At 62.6% G+C, this 20,943-nt stretch carries 21 protein-coding genes; 13 read left to right on the forward strand and 8 right to left on the reverse strand.

Features of this window, described 5'->3' with window-relative positions; genetic code table 11:
• Window positions 1–25 precede the first annotated feature (25 nt).
• The gene (locus tag AC1Q6J_RS19395) at window positions 26–244 is read left to right on the forward strand and encodes a hypothetical protein (RefSeq protein ID WP_492280815.1); all 219 of its coding nucleotides are present in this window, start codon (window positions 26–28) and stop codon (window positions 242–244) included.
• Complete coding sequence (locus AC1Q6J_RS19400) at window positions 241–1,098, forward strand: SDR family NAD(P)-dependent oxidoreductase (RefSeq protein ID WP_492280816.1); 858 nt, start codon at window positions 241–243, stop codon at window positions 1,096–1,098. Before AC1Q6J_RS19395 ends, AC1Q6J_RS19400 begins: the two co-directional genes overlap by 4 nt.
• 9 nt (window positions 1,099–1,107) lie before the next feature.
• Here the strand turns inward: AC1Q6J_RS19400 and AC1Q6J_RS19405 are convergent, their stop codons facing one another.
• The 4 genes from AC1Q6J_RS19405 to AC1Q6J_RS19420 all read right to left on the reverse strand — a co-directional run bounded on the left by AC1Q6J_RS19405 (window position 1,108) and on the right by AC1Q6J_RS19420 (window position 4,145).
• Window positions 1,108–1,341, reverse strand: coding sequence for a hypothetical protein (locus AC1Q6J_RS19405; protein ID WP_492280817.1), 234 nt, complete (start codon window positions 1,339–1,341; stop codon window positions 1,108–1,110).
• Between the two features lie 110 nt (window positions 1,342–1,451).
• Window positions 1,452–2,369 (reverse strand): DMT family transporter, encoded by a 918-nt coding sequence (locus AC1Q6J_RS19410; protein ID WP_492280818.1) that lies wholly within the window; start codon window positions 2,367–2,369, stop codon window positions 1,452–1,454.
• A 75-nt stretch (window positions 2,370–2,444) separates the two neighbouring features.
• Window positions 2,445–2,789, reverse strand: a complete 345-nt coding sequence (locus tag AC1Q6J_RS19415) for an AtuA-related protein (protein ID WP_492280819.1) — start codon at window positions 2,787–2,789, stop codon at window positions 2,445–2,447.
• A gap of 3 nt (window positions 2,790–2,792) precedes the next feature.
• Window positions 2,793–4,145, reverse strand: a complete 1,353-nt coding sequence (locus AC1Q6J_RS19420) for an acyclic terpene utilization AtuA family protein (protein ID WP_492280820.1) — start codon at window positions 4,143–4,145, stop codon at window positions 2,793–2,795.
• Window positions 4,146–4,352: 207 nt separating this feature from the next.
• Here AC1Q6J_RS19420 and AC1Q6J_RS19425 point away from each other — a divergent pair, with 207 nt between their 5' ends.
• On the forward strand, window positions 4,353–4,718 hold the full coding sequence (locus AC1Q6J_RS19425; RefSeq protein WP_492280848.1) for a hypothetical protein: 366 nt from the start codon (window positions 4,353–4,355) through the stop codon (window positions 4,716–4,718).
• Window positions 4,719–4,767: 49 nt separating this feature from the next.
• Here AC1Q6J_RS19425 and AC1Q6J_RS19430 read toward each other — a convergent pair whose 3' ends face one another.
• The 3 genes from AC1Q6J_RS19430 to AC1Q6J_RS19440 form a co-directional block, all read right to left on the reverse strand.
• Window positions 4,768–5,334 (reverse strand): polysaccharide biosynthesis/export family protein, encoded by a 567-nt coding sequence (locus tag AC1Q6J_RS19430; RefSeq protein WP_492280821.1) that lies wholly within the window; start codon window positions 5,332–5,334, stop codon window positions 4,768–4,770.
• A gap of 133 nt (window positions 5,335–5,467) precedes the next feature.
• Complete coding sequence (gene msrA, locus AC1Q6J_RS19435) at window positions 5,468–6,121, reverse strand: peptide-methionine (S)-S-oxide reductase MsrA (RefSeq protein WP_492280822.1); 654 nt, start codon at window positions 6,119–6,121, stop codon at window positions 5,468–5,470.
• Between the two features lie 168 nt (window positions 6,122–6,289).
• Window positions 6,290–6,607: a hypothetical protein gene (locus AC1Q6J_RS19440; RefSeq protein ID WP_492280849.1), complete on the reverse strand. Its 318-nt coding sequence runs from the start codon at window positions 6,605–6,607 to the stop codon at window positions 6,290–6,292.
• A gap of 310 nt (window positions 6,608–6,917) precedes the next feature.
• On the opposite strand from AC1Q6J_RS19440, the gene rpsT reads away from it, so the two are divergent.
• The 6 genes from rpsT to gyrB all read left to right on the forward strand — a co-directional run bounded on the left by rpsT (window position 6,918) and on the right by gyrB (window position 15,709).
• Window positions 6,918–7,184 (forward strand): 30S ribosomal protein S20, encoded by a 267-nt coding sequence (gene rpsT / locus AC1Q6J_RS19445; RefSeq protein WP_006023567.1) that lies wholly within the window; start codon window positions 6,918–6,920, stop codon window positions 7,182–7,184.
• Window positions 7,185–8,434: 1,250 nt separating this feature from the next.
• Complete coding sequence (dnaA, locus tag AC1Q6J_RS19450; protein ID WP_492280850.1) at window positions 8,435–9,871, forward strand: chromosomal replication initiator protein DnaA; 1,437 nt, start codon at window positions 8,435–8,437, stop codon at window positions 9,869–9,871.
• A 311-nt stretch (window positions 9,872–10,182) separates the two neighbouring features.
• Window positions 10,183–11,301 (forward strand): DNA polymerase III subunit beta, encoded by a 1,119-nt coding sequence (gene dnaN / locus AC1Q6J_RS19455; RefSeq protein ID WP_492280823.1) that lies wholly within the window; start codon window positions 10,183–10,185, stop codon window positions 11,299–11,301.
• A 63-nt stretch (window positions 11,302–11,364) separates the two neighbouring features.
• A complete protein-coding gene (locus tag AC1Q6J_RS19460) occupies window positions 11,365–11,733 on the forward strand; it encodes an endonuclease domain-containing protein (protein WP_492280824.1) in 369 nt (122 codons plus the stop codon).
• 144 nt (window positions 11,734–11,877) lie between these two features.
• The gene (gene recF, locus AC1Q6J_RS19465) at window positions 11,878–13,023 is read left to right on the forward strand and encodes a DNA replication/repair protein RecF (protein ID WP_492280825.1); all 1,146 of its coding nucleotides are present in this window, start codon (window positions 11,878–11,880) and stop codon (window positions 13,021–13,023) included.
• A 244-nt stretch (window positions 13,024–13,267) separates the two neighbouring features.
• A complete protein-coding gene (gyrB, locus tag AC1Q6J_RS19470) occupies window positions 13,268–15,709 on the forward strand; it encodes a DNA topoisomerase (ATP-hydrolyzing) subunit B (RefSeq protein ID WP_492280826.1) in 2,442 nt (813 codons plus the stop codon).
• Window positions 15,710–15,779: 70 nt separating this feature from the next.
• Here gyrB and AC1Q6J_RS19475 read toward each other — a convergent pair whose 3' ends face one another.
• A complete protein-coding gene (locus tag AC1Q6J_RS19475; RefSeq protein WP_492280827.1) occupies window positions 15,780–16,379 on the reverse strand; it encodes a TetR/AcrR family transcriptional regulator in 600 nt (199 codons plus the stop codon).
• 95 nt (window positions 16,380–16,474) lie between these two features.
• Here AC1Q6J_RS19475 and AC1Q6J_RS19480 point away from each other — a divergent pair, with 95 nt between their 5' ends.
• The 4 genes from AC1Q6J_RS19480 (at window position 16,475) to AC1Q6J_RS19495 (ending at window position 20,791) form a co-directional block, all read left to right on the forward strand.
• The gene (locus AC1Q6J_RS19480) at window positions 16,475–17,377 is read left to right on the forward strand and encodes a DUF3313 domain-containing protein (RefSeq protein WP_492280828.1); all 903 of its coding nucleotides are present in this window, start codon (window positions 16,475–16,477) and stop codon (window positions 17,375–17,377) included.
• An 86-nt stretch (window positions 17,378–17,463) separates the two neighbouring features.
• The gene (locus AC1Q6J_RS19485) at window positions 17,464–18,885 is read left to right on the forward strand and encodes an MATE family efflux transporter (RefSeq protein ID WP_492280829.1); all 1,422 of its coding nucleotides are present in this window, start codon (window positions 17,464–17,466) and stop codon (window positions 18,883–18,885) included.
• Window positions 18,866–19,348 (forward strand): DUF2867 domain-containing protein, encoded by a 483-nt coding sequence (locus AC1Q6J_RS19490; protein WP_492280830.1) that lies wholly within the window; start codon window positions 18,866–18,868, stop codon window positions 19,346–19,348. Before AC1Q6J_RS19485 ends, AC1Q6J_RS19490 begins: the two co-directional genes overlap by 20 nt.
• A 75-nt stretch (window positions 19,349–19,423) precedes the next feature.
• Entirely contained in the window at window positions 19,424–20,791 is a 1,368-nt protein-coding gene (locus AC1Q6J_RS19495; RefSeq protein WP_492280831.1) for an MmgE/PrpD family protein, read from the forward strand.
• Window positions 20,792–20,943: the final 152 nt, after the last annotated feature.

Here is a 20,943-nt window from a genome sequence, read left to right on the forward strand (position 1 = left end):
TGTCCGGTCATCCGACGGGGTTGGCATGCGCAAGGTCATCGCATTCGACGAAGCAACGTACCAGGCCCTGGTTCAGCTCGGCCGCGACCGGATGGCGACGCTTCAGGAACTTGCCGATGAATCCTTCGCCGACCTCCTGAAGAAACACGGCGTGCCGAAGGACCTGCGGGAGGCATTGCGCAGAAGCGCCAGCGCCTCCGCGCCCGCCGCGAAACGCAAAAAGAAATCTGCGCGCCGGAAATGACGCATTCCCCCGACAGAGACGCCGGCCCGGTGCTGATCACAGGATGTTCCAGCGGCGTCGGCCATGCCGCCGCGATCATCTTTCGCAGAGCAGGCTATGAGACCTTTGCCACGGCACGGGACATCTCCACCCTCGATGACCTGCGCGCGCTCGGCTGCCGCACGCTGGCGCTCGATGTCACCAATGAGGCTGCGCGGCGCGCAGCCGTGGAGACGATCGAGCGCGAGTTCGGCGCGGTTGGAATTCTTGTCAACAATGCGGGCTACGGTCAGTATGGTCCGCTGGAAGAGATTTCGCTCGACGCGCTGCGGCGGCAATTCGAAACCAATGTCTTCGGCGGCCTGCGGCTGTCGCAACTGGCGCTGCCGGCGATGCGCCGCGCCGGGCACGGGCGGATCGTCAACGTCAGCTCGGTGGCGGGCCGCGTCTCCTCGATCGGCGGCGGCGCCTATCACGCCACGAAATTCGCCATCGAAGCGCTGACCGACGCCCTGCGTCCCGAAGTCGAACCGTTCGGCATCGACGTCGTCAACGTGCTGCCGGGCCCCATCGCCACGCACTTCGAGGAAACGCTTCTTAAAACTATTCCCGACACCGGATCGCAAAGTCCTTATGCGTATTTCAAACAGCGCCTTGCCCAGCGCATGCACAGCTTCCTCGATCCCCATGGATTCGGCGTGATGTCCGCGGAAACCGTGGCGCGCGTGATCTTCAAGGCTGCGACGGTGAAACGTCCCCGGACCCGCTACAGCGTCGGTGTCATCGCGCATCTCGGTCCCATCGGCCGCGCACTGACGCCTGACCGCGTCGTGGATTTCATGACGCGGCGGAAGGTGCCGGTCGAAAAACCGTAGGACGGATCATCAGCGATCGATCCGTTTCAGCAGCACCAGAAGGCAGGCCACCGCGCCGACCATGATGGTGAAGCAGCCGAGCCCGATCAGCGTTGCCTTGAAGATAAACTCGTCGCGAAAAATCCACGCCGCTGTCCAGCACAGCACGGCGACCGACGGCGCGAAGATCAGGATCGGCAGCAGCGCCTTTTCAAGGCTCGTTCGCGCGCCCGTGTTCTTGTCACTCTGAGATTCTCCGGCCATCGCCATAGATTGCGGAAGGAGCGCCTGCCGGTCAATGACGCAATACGACGCAAAATGAGCGATAGATGGAAAACAAGGAGACGCTGTCGTGCGGCGCGATACGCAAACAATCAGGTGCGCGGCGATGCTTTTCGTGAAGGAATCGTCATTGCGGCGATGCCGATGATGACGCAAACCAGTCCGATCCAGACTGTCGGCGGCAGGGTTTCTCCGAGAAAACCAACTCCCAGCGCCACGCCGATCGGCACGCGCAGATAGGCCTGCGCCGTTGTGCCGACCGATCCCAGCGTCTGGATCAGCCGGAAATAGATCACAAAGGCGAGCGCGGTCGAGAACACCGCAAGCGTAACCAGCGCCGCGATGGACGCCGCCGACGGCGCCAATGCCCACGGCCGGTCGACGATGAGGCTGAGCGGCGTCAGCATGATCGCGCCGCAGATCATCGATCCGGCAGCGGGCACCATCGCGTGGAGCCCGTTGAAATTGCGCCCGAACAGGGCCGCCGCGCCGAACGTAACGGCGGAGAACACCAGTGCGAGCTGCGCGATCACATCCTGTCCAAGTCCGCTGAAGGCATCAACGCCGACAACCAGACAGATTCCGGCAAGCCCCGCTGCGACACCAAACGACTGGCGCAATGTCGGACGCTCATGGCGGACGAACAGCAGCGCCAGCAGGAACGCGAAGATCGGCGCGTTCGACCCCAGGATGGTGGCAAGACCCGCGCCGACATGGCGCTCGGCATACGCAATCAGCGTGAAGGGGACGACGCTGTTGAGGCAGGCCTGAATTATGAAGCGCTTCCATACCGCCGGATCGCGCGGCATGGCGATGCCGCGCAGACGCAAGATCGCCAGCAGGATGGTTCCCGCAACGAGCGTGCGCGCCGCGATCAGGGTCAGCGGCGGAATGGTCTCCACGCCGATCTTGATCAGGGTGTAAGCCGAGCCCCACAGCGTCGCCAGCAGCAACAGCAGCGCGAGATTAGTCGCGGTGCGTGGCCGTGGTGTCTCGATTGCAAGAGTCATGGTGCGCCGTCAAATCCCTGTTGGCGGCGACGTTGCCACGCCGGCGCAGCTCGTCGTTTCGATGCGGATCGAAGTTTATCCGCCGCGCAGCAGATTGGCGTATTGCTCCGGCACCTCGACCGGGAAGCCGAGGATCGCCGCCGAAAGCGCCTTGCCGTAATTGTCGAGACTGAGGCTGCGCGACACGCCGCCGCCGAGCGCGCCCTCCGCCACGAAATTCAGCGCCGCGAGATTGTCGGCCTCATAGCGCGTGACATCGCCCTTGATCGCGCCGCGATAGAACGCCTTGAACCGCGCCGCGGTCAGTTGCTCTTTGAGCAGCGGATAGAATTCATCGCGATAGGCGATCACCGCGATGTTCGAGGTGTTGCCCTTGTCGCCGGAGCGCACATGCGCCACGCGCTCAAGTTTGATCAGCATGTGTCAGCTCTCGTACCAGGTGATGACCGGCGGCACGGCTTCGCGCGGCACCAAGGTGGACCACACGCCGATGATCTCGCGGGCACGGTCCTGATGCGGCACCCGCTTGCCGGTCATGCCGACACCGGACACCGCCATGCCGTCGATCTCGCGGCCGACTTTCAGCGCTTCCTCGCGCGTCCTGCAACGCGCGGCGACGCGTACCGCGACTTCATAGGGCTCCGGCGCATCCTTTGGTGTGGCTTCGCCGTGAATCGCGTTGAGACCAAGGAAGTCGATGCGCAGATCGTCGGCCTTGAGGTTCACAACACGAAAGCGCTCCTCGAGAATTTGCTTCGCGAGCTTCGCGCGGCGCAGCGCGCCGGGACCGGCATAGAAGAACATATCCTCGCCGATGAAGCCTTCCATGCAGCCCATCGACACTTTTAGTGTCGGGGTTCGCGGCTTGCCGCCGATGTTGCTGACGCGCATGCGGTCGGGGCCGACCTGCTCCAGCGCGGCGGTGGTGAAATCGACCACCACATCCGGCGTGATGTAGTTCGCCGGATCATGCACCTCGTAGAGCATCTGCTCTTTCACCGTCATGGCGTTGATCGCGCCGCCGGTGCCCGCGACTTTCCCGATCACGGCAGAGCCGTCGCTCTCGACCTCGGCGATCGGAAACGCCAGATCCCACGGATTTGGAACGTCCTTGAAGCCGGGATCGGCGAAATAGCCGCCGGTAACCTGCGCGCCGCATTCCAGCAGATGACCGAGGCCGCTGCCCGCGCCGAGCCTGGTAAAATCATCGGCGCGCCAGCCGAATTCGTGCATCATCGGCGCCAGAAACAGCGACGGGTCCGCGACGCGGCCGGTGATGACAATGTCCGCGCCCTGGCGCAGGGCTTCGGTGATGGGCTCCGCGCCGAGATACGCCTCCGCCGAAATGATCTCGGACGCAATGGAGCCGACCGGCGCGCCGTTTTCCAGAATGATGCCGCCAAGCTTTGCGATCCGGTCGGTGACGAGGCTGCCGGAGACCGCCGCAACCTTCCTTCCTTTTGCTCCGTGGTCGCGAAGAAGTTCGACGATGCGCTGCGCCGCGCCGTCCGGGTAGATCCAGCCCTGGTTGCTGATGATCTTCGTACCGCGCCTCAGGCAGCCGGGCAGCACCGCTTTCATGCGGTCGTCGAGATAGGTGTCGTAGCCGGGGAACGAGGGATCGCGCCGCTTGCGCACCTGCGCGGCGGAAACGGTCGCCTCCGCCATGGTCTCGAAACAGAGATAGTCGAGATCGCCCCGCTCGGCATTGAGTTTCGCCGGCTCGATGCGGTCACCCCACCACGCCGATCCCGCACCTATCCGCAAACCCGACAAAAAGTTGATCCTTCCCCGAAATTTTCATTTGTGTTTCGGCTTGCCTTGAACGGCAAATCCAACAAGTATTTGCCCATGAAACTCGTGTGGTGGTTCGCAAGTCCGCATCTTTCCAGACACAAGCCCCGTATGCGGACTTGCGAACCAAAACCACACGAGAATAATAATTTGCTCGTGTCCTTTCGAATCCGAAGTTCGCTCAAGGATATGCCGCAGGGAAAGGCGAACTTCGGATTCGGGACACTAGTGTTGTTCGCCCCGCTTGTCGCCATCGCTCTTGCGCATACCCCGGTGGATGCGCGCGCGGAGCGGCTGCCGCCCTCTCCCTTCACCACGACGCTGTCCAATCACACGCCGCTGGTGTTCGGCATGAGCGTGGAGGACGCGACCGACGCGCTGGGACAGCCCTTGAGTTATGTGAGCGGGCGGCCCGGCAATGAGATTTTTCTGGTGATCCGCAATGTCGGCGGCAGCCGCTGGTCGTTTCGCGACGATCCGCTCTATCTGCAGTTCCGCGGCGGACGTCTTACCGGCTGGAAGGCCGACTGGAGCCGCAACTGGATGTGGCGGTAGAGCGCCTCACACCCGTTCACCGGGGACGACGCACCGGAAAGGCCTCGCGCTAGAACCACCGCTCGGCAACGACGACGGTATCGCCGGGCTTGAGGAAGGTGCCGGGCGGCACCACAGCCTGCGCGGCCCCCGCTTCGCCGACGCGGGTCAGCTTGATGGCCTTCCGCTCGGCGCGCGGGGTGAAACCACCGGCAATGGCCACCGCGCTCTCCACCGTCATGTTGGGCACGTAAGGATACTGGCCGGGGGCGGTGACTTCGCCCAGGATGAAGAACGGACGATAGCTCTCGACCTCCGCCGCGACATAAGGTTCGCGCAGATAGCCCCGTTTCAGACGCGCCGTCACCGCTGCCGCAAGCTCTGCCGGCGTCAGACCGCGCGCAGGCACCGGCCCGATCAGCGGCATGGTGATCGATCCGCTGGCGCCGACCGCATAGGTGTTGGTGAGACCTTCCTGGCCGTAAACGACGATGCGCAATCTGTCACCGGCATCGAGCCGGTACGGCTCATCGGCCGGGGCATAGCTGGTCGTCACAGGCGCGGACGTCTGCATGCAGCCCGTCAATGCGAGCGCGGTAACAACGACAGCGATCAGCGACAACCGCGACGCACGCATGAAACGCTCCGGGCCTGCCTTCACATGAGAGACAGGCCCGGTTTGCAGCATTTATGGTTAACAAAGAGTAAGCGTAGACTACGGCAGAATCGTCAATGCGAAGTCCCGGCGAAGACCGGAACGGCCGCCGACTTTAAGCGCTGACGCCCACTCCGATCGGGCACGACACGCCGGTTCCGCCGAGACCGCAGTATCCGGCGGGATTCTTCGCCAGATATTGCTGATGGTAGTCCTCGGCAAAATAGAACTCGCCGGCTGGCTTGATCTCGGTGGTGATTGAACCGTACCGCCTGGCGCTCAACGCCTTGTTGTAGGCGTCCTTCGACGCCAGCGCCGCCTTCACTTGCGCGTCGCTGGTGGTGTAGATCGCCGAGCGATACTGCGTGCCGATGTCGTTGCCCTGGCGCATGCCCTGGGTCGGATCGTGGCTTTCCCAGAACGTCTTCAGCAACGCGTCGTAAGACACCTTGTTCGGATCGAACACCACCAGCACCGCTTCGGTGTGGCCGGTGCGGCCCGAGCAGGTCTCTTCATAAGTGGGGTTCGGTGTCGTCCCGCCGGCATAGCCAACCGCGGTCACATGGACGCCGTCCATTTCCCAGAACTTGCGCTCGGCGCCCCAGAAGCAGCCGAGACCGAAAATCGCAGTCTCGAGGCCTGCGGGATAAGGGCCCTTCAGCGCGTGTCGGTTGACGAAATGGGTCTTGGCCGTCGGCAGCGGTACCGCGCGGCCCGGCAGGGCCTCGGCGGCGCTCGGCAGATCGAGGGGCTTGCGGGAGAAGAACATGGCATGCTCCTTAACGGTTCGCGTCTCTATATATGAGCCTGTACGCGGCAATTGTCAGAGCGTTACGCGCCGCCGGCTCATCATATGTCCGGCATCACCCCTTGAAACGCTTGCGATCCCGCTCTCGGCATCTGCCCGCCAGGCGAATTGCCTCGCCGCGAACGCTGCTCAATTCCGCGAGTAACCGATCAGCGGCTTGGAGGGCCGGAACAGCAGCATCAGCACGATGCCGAGAATACCGAGGACCGCCCAGGCCGGCTGATTGAGCAGAAGCTTCATCACGCTGTTCCAGAGCAAGGGCGAGACCCCCTCGACCATAACCTGAAACGACTGCTGGCTGGCCTGGTTGATGTCGTTCCAGAGCTCGCCGAGCCGCGTGATCCGCAGCGTCTGGTCGGCAATGGTCCGGGCCCCGTCGTAAACCAGCGACAGGAAGCCGATGACCAGCAGAAACAGCCCAATCAGACGAAAAAACCCACGGATCATCATTCACCCCATTCATTTCAATCACTTCGCCGGCCCCGGCAGGCCCCCCAACCAACCCCGGAAACCCCAAAATGGGCCCGGAAATCGTTGACGGTGCAGGCCAGTATCCCTATAAGAACCCGCAACTGGCGGCGGGCGCAATCCTGCCGCCGATGTTCTTTGAGAGCATGTTCTTTAAACAGGCTCTTTGAGAAGAACATTATCAGGACCACCGATTTTCACCCATCATCGGCCGAACGGTCGATAGCAATCAGCCCGGCGGCTCACAACGACAGCCGCGGTCTGACGGACCGAGAGAAACCGAGAGACCATGGCCAATACCACCTCCGCCAAGAAGGCTACGCGCAAGATTGCCCGCCGCACCCTGATCAACAAATCGCGCCGCACCCAGATGCGCGGTTCGGTTCGCAATGTCGAAGAAGCCATCAAGAAGGGCGACCGCGCCGCCGCGCTCGAAGCGATGAAGAAGGCCGAGCCGGATCTGATGCAGGCCGCGCAGCGCAACATCATTCACAAGAACAATGCGAGCCGGAAGGTATCGCGCCTGACCCATCAGATCGCCAAGCTCGCCAAGTAAGAGAGCGCCAGGTAAATTCCGCGGCGCACGCGTCGCGAAAAAACTGATCCTTAAAAAGTTGATCTGCAAAAAGCCCGGCCAGCGCGCCGGGCTTTTTCTTTTGCACATGCACCATCACGCGCAAATCATCTTCGGCGTGTGACAGAGCCAGCGGCATGCAAGCACCGCTCAAGACGCGCGCACCAATCGCACGCAGCGCGCCTTCGATATTTTGAAAATGCAAGCGCGGTGATGCGCCTGCTTCAAAACGTGAGTGGGGGTTACCCTGTCCTGCCGATCACAAAAAAACACGTTTGGCGAAGACCTTATCGGCATAGCGAGCGACAGCAGTTGGAAAACGCGTGCGCCGCCTGATGAATCTTAAATTATTTATGAAGGAAGTTTTGCCGATCGCTCCATTTGTGACAGTTGTCCGACTTTTCGAATCTGCGCACAGATTCAAAACCTTGCTGTTTTGTCATGAACCGCTCCGTGTTTCGCATCAGCGGCAAGTCGCGCTTTGAGCGCGCGATGCGAAATCAATTTCGTTGCGGGGCGCAGCGCCTCGTGTATTTCTTATTACGTCGCGTCGCCCACGGCTCTCTTGATCAGCGCGGTTTGAGACTCTTGGGCGGGCATGCAAGTCGATTGGTCTGCAAGTTAGCGACGCTTTCCTAGCGATGGTCGGGCCTGAACTCACGTGAGTTGTGAGAGCGCGGTCCTCTGCGCGAAAAATTTCTCCGCCGCGGCGGCCGGATCATTCCGGGCTCCGCGTAACAAAGCGAGAAACCCGCGGAGGAAAAACCCACCGGCTTCGAGGGCAGGGGACAGGTTTGGACGGGCAAAACGAAGCGGCGGCTGAGGCCTGATCAGTCAACGGATCGGGCGGAACAAAAGACTAGCAGATCAAGGCGACAACAACTTGCCATGGTTTTCCTGTGGCAGGAGGGGGAATTTCTATGTCCAGCAGTCAGAGCAGGCACAGCGACCTTACAGCATTCATTTCCAGCGATTTCATTTCAGTCAGCGCCCCAGCTGCGCCCTGCGGTCCGCCGCCTCATTCCAGTACCCGCTAACGCGACACACGTCTTCTTCCCAAAGCTGAGCGATGCCCGCGGCGATCGGCGCCGAACGGCGGAGCGTCTGCGGACGACGGAAGAAACGCGTGTCAGCGACGGACACCATCACGGCTCTGGCCGGCCCTTAAACTCAATCAAAAGATCAGAACGCAAATGACAATCTCGGCAGAAACAATCTCGGCAAACATCGAACTGGCAGACATCGAACGCGACCAGTGGGCGCGCTTTAAGGGACGGCTGCGGACCAATGTCGGCGAGGATTTCTACACCAGCTGGTTTGCCCGCATGGACCTTGAGCGCATCCATGACGACTGCGTTCACATGACGGTCCCGACCAAGTTCCTCAAGAGCTGGATTCAGGCGCACTATGCCGACCGGGTTCTGGCCTGCTGGCAATCGGAAGCACCGAGCGTGAAGCGCATTGAACTGACGGTGCGGACCGCGCTACGGTGCGCGGCGCCGGTGAAGGACGCCAAGGCGCCGCAAGATCAACGTCGGCCGGAACTCGGCAATGGCGCAAGCCGCCCCGCGCCTGAATTGCGCAACACCGCCACCGCGCCGGTCTCAGCCAGCCACGATGCGCTCGGCGGTTCGCCGCTCGATCCACGCCTGACATTCGCGACCTTTGTGATGGGCCGCTCCAACACGCTGGCACACGCTGCTGCACGTCAGGTCGCCGAAGGCCGCCGCGGCGACAGCGTGATGTTCAACCCGCTCTACATTCATGCCGGCGTTGGCCTCGGCAAAACCCACCTGTTGCAGGCGGTGACCTGGGCCGGGAATTCCAATCCCGAGCGCAAGGTGTTGTATCTGACCGCCGAAAAATTCATGTACGGCTTCGTCGCCGCGCTGAAATCCCAGACGGCGCTCGCCTTCAAGGAAGCGCTGCGCGGTATCGACGTGCTGGTGATCGACGATCTTCAGTTCCTGCAAGGCAAATCGACCCAGTCGGAATTCTGCCACACGCTGAACGCGCTGATCGACGCTGGACGTCAGGTGGTGATTGCCGCCGACCGGCCGCCGTCCGATCTGGAAAGCCTCGACGACCGCGTGCGCTCGCGCCTCGCCGGCGGCCTTGTGGTCGAAATGGGTTCGCTTGGCGAAGAACTGCGGCTCGAAATTTTGAAATCACGCGTCTCGGCGGCCAAGGCGCATCACGCCACCTTCGATGTGCCGATGCCGGTGCTGGAGTATCTCGCCAAGACCATCACCCATAACGGCCGCGACCTCGAAGGCGCGATCAACCGCCTCCTCGCACACAGCAAGCTCAACGCCACCACGGTGACGCTGGAAATGGCCGAACGCGAAGTCCGCGATCTGGTCCGGCCAATGGAGCCGAAGCGGGTCAAGATCGAGGACATCCAGCGCGTGGTCGCCCGGCAGTACAATGTCAGCCGCTCGGACCTCTTGTCATCGCGCCGGACCGCCAATGTGGTCCGCCCGCGTCAGGTCGCGATGTATCTGGCCAAGACGCTGACGCTGCGCTCCCTGCCCGAGATCGGACGCCGGTTCGGCGGCCGCGATCACACCACGGTTCTCCATGCGGTTCGCAAGATCGAGGCGCTGGTTGCCAGGGATGTCTCGCTGTCCGACGAGGTCGAACTGCTGAAGCGTCAGCTTCAGGAGTAAGGCGATAGCGTTTTCAAGCGAAGTGGGCACCGGTTCGCGTCAAGAAAACGCGTCAAACCAAAAAGACCAGAGCTAAGCCGGAAAAGCTCTGGAGACGTTTTTCCGCGGAATTGCCGGAGATACCGAGGGACAATACCGCCGGAACGCGGCCTTGCCCTTGAATTTCCAGCGCATTCGCGTCACCTTACGGCCCCCGTGGGGTGCGGCGAAATCTCCGTTTTTCCGGTCTGCGGGTCCAATCGCCGCGGTGTGCTGTCCGGCCACCCGGCATCTCCAATCAGCTTACGGACTTGGGATCGGGCGGAATTGTCATGAAGGTTACCGTCGAGCGGGCGCAACTCCTCAAATCGCTGAGCCACGTCCATCGCGTGGTCGAACGCCGCAACACAATTCCGATATTGGGCAACGTGCTGATCCGCGCCGACAAGTCGCGCCTCAGCCTGAAGGCAACCGACCTCGACCTTGAAGTGACCGAAACGCTGGCCGCCGAAACCGCGACCGGCGGATCGATCACCGTTCCGGCCCACATGTTCTACGACATCGTGCGCAAGCTGCCGGACGGCTCGCAGATCGTGCTGGAAGGCGACGGCGACCGCTCCGTGCTGGCGATCCGCGCGGGACGCTCGCGTTTCACGCTGCAAACCCTGCCGGAAAGCGACTTCCCCGATCTCGCTGCCGGCGACATGACGCATTCGTTCACGCTGGCTGCCGCGGACATGAAGCGATTGATCGACCGCACCCAGTTTGCGATCTCGACCGAAGAAACCCGCTACTATCTCAACGGCATTTATCTGCATGCCGCGGGCACCGCCAAGGCCGCGACGCTGCGCGCGGTCGCGACCGACGGACATCGCCTCGCGCAGGTCGACCTGCCGCTGCCGAAGAGCGCCGAGGGCATGCCGGGCGTCATCGTGCCGCGCAAGACCGTCGGCGAAGTGCAGCGCCTGATCGAGGACAACGAGGCCGAGCTCAAGATCGAACTGTCGCAGGGCAAGATCCGTTTCACCATCGGCGATGTCGTGCTGACCTCGAAACTGATCGACGGCACGTTCCCCGACTACGGCCGCGTCATTCCGCAGAACAACGACAAGGAACTGATCGTCGACAAGAAGGATTTCGAGGCGGCGGTGGACCGCGTCTCGACGATTTCCTCCGAGCGCGGCCGCGCCGTGAAACTGGCGCTGTCCGCCGGCAAGCTGGTGTTGTCGGTGACCAATCCGGATTCGGGCAGCGCGACGGAAGAGCTCGAAGTCGAATATGCATCCGACCCGCTCGATATCGGCTTCAACTCGCGCTACCTGCTCGACATCGCAGCCCAGATCGAGGGTGAGGTCGCGGTGCTGCGGCTGGCCGATCCCGGTTCGCCGACACTGGTGCAGGACAAGGACTCCAAGGGCGCGCTTTACGTCCTGATGCCGATGCGGGTGTGATTTTTCCCCTCTCCCCTTGTGGGAGAGGGTGCCCTCGCGAAGCGAGGGCGGGTGAGGGGTTCAATGACACAAGAACCGCATCATCGGCCGATCGCCAGACCCATCCGTAACTTCGCGAAGAACATGCGGCGCGAGCCGACAGATGCGGAAGCTGCGATGTGGCGGCTTCTGCGACATCGGCAACTCGCGCATCTCAAGTTTCGCCGACAGGTACCGTTTCGAAACTACATTCTCGATTTTGCTTGCTTCGACAAACGCCTCGTCATCGAGATCGACGGGAGTCAACACGAAGCCTCGCTTCGCGATACCAAGAGAGATCAAGCCCTGGCCACCGAGGGATTTCGAACCCTGCGCTACTGGAATAACGACGTGCTGCAAAAGCCGTCGTCAGTTCTCGAAGATATTCTTGCCAACCTTCCCGATGACAAATAACCCCTCACCCGGCTCGCTTCGCTCGCCACCCTCTCCCACAAGGGGAGAGGGAAAGCGAGACGCGGGTGATGGATTGCCGGGTCAAGCCCGGCAATGACGACCAGAACCTGTTGTGACGTTCTTGGGCCTGCTATCTAACACCCGATGACCGTCTCCCGCATCCTGCGCCTCAGCCTCACGCATTTCCGCAACTACCGCGCGGCGAGCGTCGAGACGCGCGGCGACGTCGTGGTGCTGGTCGGGCCCAACGGCGCGGGCAAGACCAATTGTCTCGAAGCCATCTCGTTTCTCTCGCCCGGACGCGGATTGCGCCGCGCCACGTTCGATGACGTCGCGGATATCCAGGGCGACGGCTCCTGGGCGGTATCGGCCGAGATTGAAGGCGAACTCGGGCTTGCGACGCTCGGCACCGGCATCGACGCGCCGCGCGCCGACGGTGGGTCCTCGCCCCGCCGTGTGCGGATCGACCGCGAGCCGGTGACGTCCGCGGCGGCCTTCGGCGATCATTTGCGCATGGTGTGGCTGACACCCGCGATGGACGGCCTGTTCATGGGCGCGGCATCAGAACGCCGGCGCTTCTTCGACCGTCTGGTGCTGGCGATCGACAGCGAGCATTCAAGCCGCGTCTCGGCGCTGGATCGCTCCCTGCGCTCACGAAACCGCCTCTTGGAAGACCGCAACCACGATCCGCACTGGTGCGACGCCATTGAACGCGAAACCGCGGAACTCGCGGTCGCCGTCGCCGCCCAGCGCGGCCAGACATTGCAACGATTGAGTTCGATGCTTGCCGCGCGTGGCAGCAAATCCGCGTTTCCATCGGCGCTGATTGCACTCGACGGCTGGATGGAAAACGCGCTGCTGACCGAGACCGCCACCGCCGTGGAGGACCGCTACCGCGATATTCTGCGCGAGGGCCGCGCGAAAGATGCCGCCGCGGGGCGCACGCTGAACGGTCCGCACCTGACGGACCTGATGGTGATCTACGCACCGAAAAACATGCCGGCGCGCGATGCCTCCACCGGCGAACAGAAAGCGCTGCTGATCGGCCTTGTGCTGGCGCATGCCACGCTGGTGGCCGAGATGACCGGCATCACGCCGCTCCTCTTGCTCGATGAAATCGTCGCCCACCTCGATCCCAATCGCCGCGCAGCGCTGTTCGACGAACTCGCGGCGCTCGGCGCGCAGGTCTGGATGACCGGCGCCGATCCGGTGGCGTTCACAGACCTCGGCACGCGCGCGGACGTTTTCGATGTCGAAGCGGGAACAGTGAAACGGCGCACGCGCGGCTGAACCGGGCCGCAATCCCGTCGGCAACCAGCACTTTCAGCTTGCCCGAATCAGGCTTTTCCACAGCCCCGGAAATGCCGTTTCGAAGCCTTGAAAAACAGACAAAAAATACCATCTAATCAATAGCTTGCGGGACACCACTTTGTCCTAGGAGCTTGTCTGTTTTCATGGCACAAATCGACAATCGAAGGCGCATTTTTTGCGGCCCGATTTGATCTTTCTGCCGATCCATCTTTGAAGGCTTCTCATGACCGAACCAGCCCGGCAAACCAGCGCCGAACCTGTCGCCAATCTCGGTGCGGAATACGGAGCTGAATCGATCAGGGTGCTGAAAGGTCTTGATGCCGTCCGCAAGCGTCCGGGCATGTATATCGGCGACACCGACGACGGCTCGGGCCTGCATCACATGGTCTACGAAGTCGTCGACAACGCCATCGACGAAGCGCTGGCAGGTCACGCCACGCGCGTCGAGGTCGTGCTCAATCCCGACAACTCGGTGACCGTGCGCGACGACGGTCGCGGCATTCCGGTCGGCATTCACAAGGGCGAGGGCATTTCGGCGGCCGAGGTCATCATGACCCAGCTCCATGCCGGCGGAAAATTCGACCAGAACTCCTACAAGGTGTCCGGCGGTCTGCACGGCGTCGGCGTCTCGGTGGTCAACGCGCTGTCGAGCAAGCTGGAACTGCGCGTCTGGCGCGACGGCAAGGAACACTACATCCAGTTCAAGCACGGCGATTCCGTCGCGCCGCTGGAAGTCGTCGGCGACGCCCATGGCAAGCGCGGCACGGAAGTGACATTCCTCGCCTCGACCGAGACCTTCACCAATGTCGAGTATGATTTCTCCACGCTGGAGCATCGCCTGCGCGAGCTGGCGTTCCTGAATTCCGGCGTCAACATCACGCTCTCGGACATGCGTCACGCGGTCGAGAAACGCGAGGAGCTGTTCTACGAGGGCGGCGTCGAGGAATTCGTCAGATATCTCGACCGCAACAAGAAGCCCGTGGTGCCGGCCCCGATCGTGATGCGTTCGGAGCAGAACGGCATCAGCGTCGAAGTCGCGATGTGGTGGAACGACAGCTACCACGAGAACGTGCTGTGCTTCACCAATAACATTCCCCAGCGCGATGGCGGCACCCATCTGGCGGGCTTCCGCGGCGCGCTGACGCGCCAGGTCACCGGCTATGCCGACGCCATGGCGAAGAAGGAAAAGATCGCACTGACCGGCGACGATTGCCGCGAAGGCCTCACGGCTGTGCTTTCGGTAAAAGTGCCTGATCCGAAGTTTTCCTCGCAGACCAAGGACAAGCTGGTCTCCTCGGAAGTGCGGCCCGTGGTCGAGAACGTGCTGAATGCGGCGCTTTCGGCCTGGTTCGAGGAACACCCCAGTGAGGCGAAAACCATTGTCGGCAAGGTGATCGAGGCCGCGTCCGCGCGCGAAGCCGCGCGCAAGGCCCGCGATCTCACCCGCCGCAAGGGCGCGCTCGACATCGCCTCGCTGCCCGGCAAGCTGGCTGACTGCCAGGAACGCGATCCGGCGAAGTCCGAACTGTTCATCGTCGAGGGCGATTCCGCCGGCGGCTCCGCCAAGCAGGGCCGCAACCGGGAATTCCAGGCGGTGCTGCCGCTGCGCGGCAAGATTCTCAACGTCGAGCGCGCGCGCTTCGACAAGATGCTCTCATCCGAGCAGATCGGCACGCTGATCACCGCGCTCGGCACCGGCATCGGCCGCGACGATTTCGATATCTCGAAGCTGCGCTATCACAAGATCATCGTGATGACCGACGCAGACGTCGACGGCGCGCATATCCGCACGCTGCTCTTGACGTTCTTCTTCCGCCAGATGCCGCAGATGATCGAGGGCGGCTATCTCTATATCGCCCAGCCGCCGCTCTACAAGGTGATGCGCGGCAAGTCCGAGCAGTACCTCAAGGACGAGCGCGCGCTGGAAGATTATCTGATCGAGACCGGCCTCGATGACTGCGTACTGAAGCTGTCGTCCGGCGAAGACCGCAAGGGCCGCGACCTTCAGGCGCTGTTGGAAGACGCACGCGTCATACGCGGCATCCTGAACAATCTGCACAGCCGCTACAACCGCACCGTCGTCGAGCAGGCGGCGATCGCTGGCGTACTCAGCCCGCATGTCGTCGGCAATATCGACACCGCCAACGCCGCCGCGGACTACATCGCCAAGCGCCTCGACGCGCTGGCCGACGAGGTCGAGCGCGGCTGGGCCGGGCGCTTCACCGAAGGCGAAGGCTATTTCTTCGAGCGCACCGTGCGCGGCGTCAAGGATGTCGCCATCATCGACGACGCGCTGCTCGGCTCCGCCGAGGCCCGCAAGCTCGACGAATATGCCGCCGCGCTTCAGGAAGCCTATCCGCGCAGCGCCGTGCTTCGCCGCAAGGACACCGAGACGCCGATCCACGGGCCCGTCAGCCTGTTCGAGGCCGTCACCGACGCCGGCCGCAAGGGCGTGACCTACCAGCGCTACAAAGGCCTCGGCGAAATGAACCCGCAGCAATTGTGGGAGACCACGCTCGACGTCAACGCCCGCTCGCTGTTGCAGGTGAAGATCAAGGAAGTCGACGCCGCCGACGACATCTTCACCAAGCTGATGGGCGACGTCGTCGAACCGCGCCGCGAGTTCATCCAGGACAACTCGCTCGACGCCAACGTGGACGTGTAAGCACACGCGTCCGGCGGCGAGGCAACGTATCGGGCGGCATTTGCCCGCGCGCCCTCGCGGATTGATCAGCCTAGCTGCCGATCTCAGCCCTCAAATCATTGAAGGCATCCCGAAAGTAATTGGGCAGCGATCGCTTTCCATTCTGCTCAAGCCATGAATCAACAGCGACGCGCATCGCCCCGATCGATGCAATGGCCACAAGGCGCAGCCGCCTGCGCCGGTTCTTCGCAGGCCAAACCTCGCACAGCGCCTCGAATATGGCTTCTTCAAACTGGAGATTTTTTCGTCGTTTGACGCGTAGCGCCACGCTCTCACGCATAAAACGTGCGGTATCAAGAAGTTTGGAGGCCTCAAAGCGGCCGGACACCTTCGCCATTGCATCCCGCACGCTGTCCAGGGGCGAACGAGAAGCGGTGCTTTGTCTAATTTCAATCTTCAGGGCTTCGGCGACACCAGAGATATACTCGAGGATGATGTCTTCCTTGCTTTCGAAGTAATAAAAAAAAGTACGCCGGGAAATTCCAGCCTCGGCCGCAATCTCGTCAAGCGTCGTCGCGTCATAGCCTTTGGCTAAAAACAAACCGAGCCCGACCTCGGAGATGCGCCGAAGCGTCTCGCGGCGCTTCCGCTCGCGCAAACCCTCTTCTTTTCTTGAATCGGCCATCAGCATCGGCGGATTCTGCCACAATTCCGGGCAGAGTGCAAAATTACACCGGGTGTAAATTATGCCCTTTGCGCGCCATAATCATAATTACACTCGGTGTAATGTTTTTGCAGCAGGGGGTATCCATGTCGTTTGAATCTCGCGGCCGGAATGTCCAGCGTTCCGAGTACCGGACCGGGAAATCATGTTTCTCGCTCGCAGTGACCGGACTGCTGGCGGCGTGCGCAACCGCCCCGCTGGAGCAGGCGGGGAGCCTTCGATCTTACAGTCATCTCAAACCGTCCGATGGGGTACTGACACGGTCGCTTCTGAATTTAAACAAGGAGGATGTTTTGGCAGCCAAGACCGTCAGAATAATCCCGACCGAGTTTTCAGCCGCCACATCACGCGTGCCGTTCACTGCCACACAACGCAAACTGGTAACCAATGCCGTGGACCGTTCGCTGTGCGCCGGTCTCAGCCAGCGCTTCGAGGTGGTGAGCGGTTCACAGCCCGCCGACCTGACAATTCAGACCGTCATTACCCACGCTGCGCCCACGGATGTGGCCGCAGTCGGCGTGTCAAAAGGCGCATCTGTCGCGAAATCGATCCTGCTGCCAGGAATCCCCGTACCAATCCCGCGTGTCCCGATCGGACTTGGAAGCCTGTCACTCGAGGCGGAGGCGCGCAGTGACAGCGGAGAGCAAAAAGCTGCGATGGTTTGGGGCCGCGGAGCCAATGCGCTTATAGGGGGAGCGGGGCGCATGTCGGAAGAAGGCGATGCGTACACCTTGGCCGCGGCGTTCGGTGAAGACTTCAGCAAAATGCTTGTGACCGGCTCGACGCCATTCGGCGGAACCCCGAGCCTTCCGCCAATTGAAAGCCTCGGCCCCCTCCTCGGAGGAGCACACAAATATCCGGCCTGCGAAGCATTCGGGCGCTTTCCCGGCCTCGTTGGAATGGTGGGAGATCAAATGGCGTTGCCTCCCGACTGGACCGACAAAGGGGCGCCGAAAACCGACTAAGCAAAAATTGGTTTGAAATGGCTCTCGCAGGCTGATCGATCCGCGCCGGTCATGATTTGGCCGAGCGGTGTGTTAAGACGCGTCCCATGACATTCCTCGACAAGGCGGAAGCGGTCCGCAGCGGCTCGGCGGATTCCGTTCGCTCTCTCGCCGCGACCGAGTTCATCGAGACCCTGAAGCTGGCGCTGCCCATTGCGCTGACGCAACTGGGGCAGATCGCCATGATGACCACCGATCTCGCGCTGATCGGGCGGCTCGGTGATACCGCGGTCGCCGCTGCGTCGCTGGCGCATACGGTGTTCTTCGTCGCTTTCGTGATCGGCATGGGGCTGGTGTCCGCTGTGGCGCCGCTGGCGGCACAGGCGCTGGGCGCGCGGCAGCCACGCAACGTCCGCCGCGCGCTGCGCGTCGGTCTCTGGGCCGCACTGATGATATGCGTGCCGATGATGATGCTGCCGCTGTTCGGCGAAAAGATCCTGCTTATGCTCGGTCAGGCGCCGGAGAATGCCCGCCTCGCGCAACACTATCTGCTGGGCCTCGCGCCCGGCATGGCGCCTGCGCTGTGCTTCATGGCGATCCGCAATTTCATGGGCGCGGTCAACCGGCCCGAACCGGGCCTGTGGATCACGCTGGCCGCGATCCCGGCCAACGCCCTCCTCGGCTACGCGCTGATCCACGGCCATTGGGGCATGCCGAAGCTGGAATTGCTCGGCGCGGGTGTTGCCACCACCACGGTGAACTTCGGCATGTGCGCGGCGGCGCTGTGGTCCACATACAGCCAGCGGCCGTTCAAGAAGTTTCATGTACTCGGACATTTCTGGCGGAGCGACTGGCAGCTGATGCGCCAGCTTGTCATCATCGGCGCGCCGATCGCGGTGTCGTTCCTGCTGGAATACGGATTGTTCTCCGCCGCCGGTCTCCTGATGGGCCTGATCGGCACGACCGCGCTGGCCGCGCATCAGATCGCGCTGCAAATCGCGGCCATCCTGTTCATGGTGCCATTCGGCATCGGCATGGCCGCCACCGTGCGTGTCGGACAGGCGCTGGGACGCGGCGATGCCCCGGCGATCCGCCGCGCCGGCGTGGCTGCGATTGTGCTCGGCATCATATTCATGACGACGATGACGCTGGCCGTGATCGTCGTGCGATTTGACCTTGCGGGATTGTTCTTCGGCGATACGCGGCAAGGCCTGACCGCGATCGAACTCGCCGCGACGCTGATGCTGGTCGGGGCAACCTTCTTCATCGCCGACGGCATCCAGACCGTGGCCGCGGGCGCCTTGCGCGGGCTCAGCGACACCCGCGTCCCGCTGCTGCTTGCCGCCGTCAGCTACTGGCTAATCGGGTTCACCGCCGCCTGCGGGCTCGCCTTCTGGACCAGTTTGAGCGCCATCGGTGTCTGGATCGGCCTGTCGATCGGCACCGGCATCTATGCCATCCTGCTTGTGGCGCGTTTCCGCGCCCTGACGTGGCGGCTGAGGTTACAACATGACCGTTCGGGCTTTTAATGTTCAAGGCTTCGAGGCCGATGCCGGGATGAAAGGACTGCTTCCCGGCGCGCAGTTCGCCGATGCGTTTCGTGTCGCGGTGGATGATGACACCCTCACCGCGCGGCAGGCGGCGGAGCGGATGTTTCTCCGCCTGCCGCGCTGGATCAGCGGCCTGATGAAGCTGCGGAATCTTGTGGTCGCGCCGCTCGGTCTCAAGACGCCAACGCACACAAAAACCATCGTCGCGGATTCGGTCGGGCCATTTCCCGTCATCAGCGCAACGCCGCAGCGGCTGGTCGCGGGATTCGACGACAAGCATCTCGACTTCCGCGTGATCGTTGATGTGACCGGCGACATTCCCGGCCGTCAGGTCACCGCGACAACGCTGGTGCTGACCCATAACCTGCCCGGCCGCGTCTATCTCGCGACCATCATGCCGTTTCACCGGATTATCGTTCCAGCGATGCTGCGGCAGATCTGATCCATGCGGATAACCCGGCTTGAATGCCGCGCGCGGCCCGCCTAGCTTGCCCGCTGAATTCGGAGACGAACAACAATGGCGAATGAAACCGCAACGCTGGCCGCTTACGTCGCAAATCTCAAGTACGAAGACATTCCAGCCGAGGTGCTGGAGCGCGCCAAGGCGCTGACACTCGATTTTCTGGGCAGCGCCGTGCGCGCGCGCAGCGAGGCTGAATCGACGCCCTCGCTGCTGGCGATGCTCGCCACCCTCGGTCTCGACGGCAAGGGCGAGGCGACCGTCTGCGGCGACGCCAAAACCTATACGCCGGCCATCGCAGCCCTCCTCAACGGCGCGCTCGGCCATTCGCTCGACTTCGACGATACTCACGCGGATTCGTCGCTGCATCCGAGCGCACCCGTGGTGCCTGCCGCCCTTGCCGTCGGTGAGATCGTCAAGGCCAGCGGCCGTGATGTGCTGACCGCCATCGTCGCGGGCTATGAGGTCTGCTGCCGTCTCGGAAATGCGCTCGATCCGACCTCCCACTATGCAAAGGGCTTTCATCCGACCGCCACCGCGGGCACCTATGGCGCGGCGGCGGCGGCGGCGAAACTCTACAAGCTCAATGCGGATCAGATCGTCGCCGCGTTTGGTGTTTCGGGGAGCCAGGCTGCCGGCTCGCTGCAATTTCTGGTCAACGGCGCATGGAACAAGCGCTATCAGGTCGGCGCTGCCGCGATGAACGGGGTCGTCGCCGCATCGCTGGCGCGCGAGGGATTCATCGGCGCGACGGAATCGGTGGAAGGCAAGCACGGCCTGCTGGTCGGCTACAGCGACGACGCACATCCGGAGAAAGCCACCGCCGGGCTCGGACGCGTCTATGAGACCATGAAGATCGGCGTGAAGCCGTATCCAAGCTGCCGCTACACCCACGCCGCCATCGATGCGCTGATCGCCATGCGCCGCGAGCACAATCTCACCCCGGAAAACATCAGGAGCGTCGAGATCGGCCTGCATCGCAACGGCATCACGCTCACCGGCGATGCCGCGACCAAGCGCCATGCGCGCAGCGTGGTCGGCGGGCAGTTCTCGATGTTCTTCACCGGCGCGCTGGCGCTCGATCAGGGCTCGTTCGGCTGGGACGATTACAAGCGGCTCGGCGATCCCGCCATTGAGGCGCTTGCCGACAGGATCGAGGTCGTGCAGGACGCCCGGCTTGAAGGCAAGAGCCATCCGTTCGGCGCGCGCGTGAGCATCGAAAGCGGCGAAGGCACGCTGGAGCGCCTGATCCCCGATCCGTCGGGCGAGCCGTCGTCGTTTCCCGACGCGGCGGCGATGCAGCAGAAGTTCCTGCAACTCGCCCGGCCGGTACTCAACGACCGCGCCGACCGCTTCGCCGACGCCATCCTGTCGCTCGACAAGTTCGACCGCATCGACCGTGTCACCTCCCTAGCGCGACTCTGAGTCGCATCGCACGCACCCTTTTCCCTCTCCCGCAAGGGGAGAGGGGTAGAAGATCACGATCCCGTACAGACGCAAACCAAAGTTGCAGGCAAGCCGTCTGGAATCGGTCGCATTCACTGTCTATCATCTGCGTATGATGGCCTACCGCGCAG

This window comes from Afipia sp. MLSD5-FHT05B12, assembly GCF_058793355.1.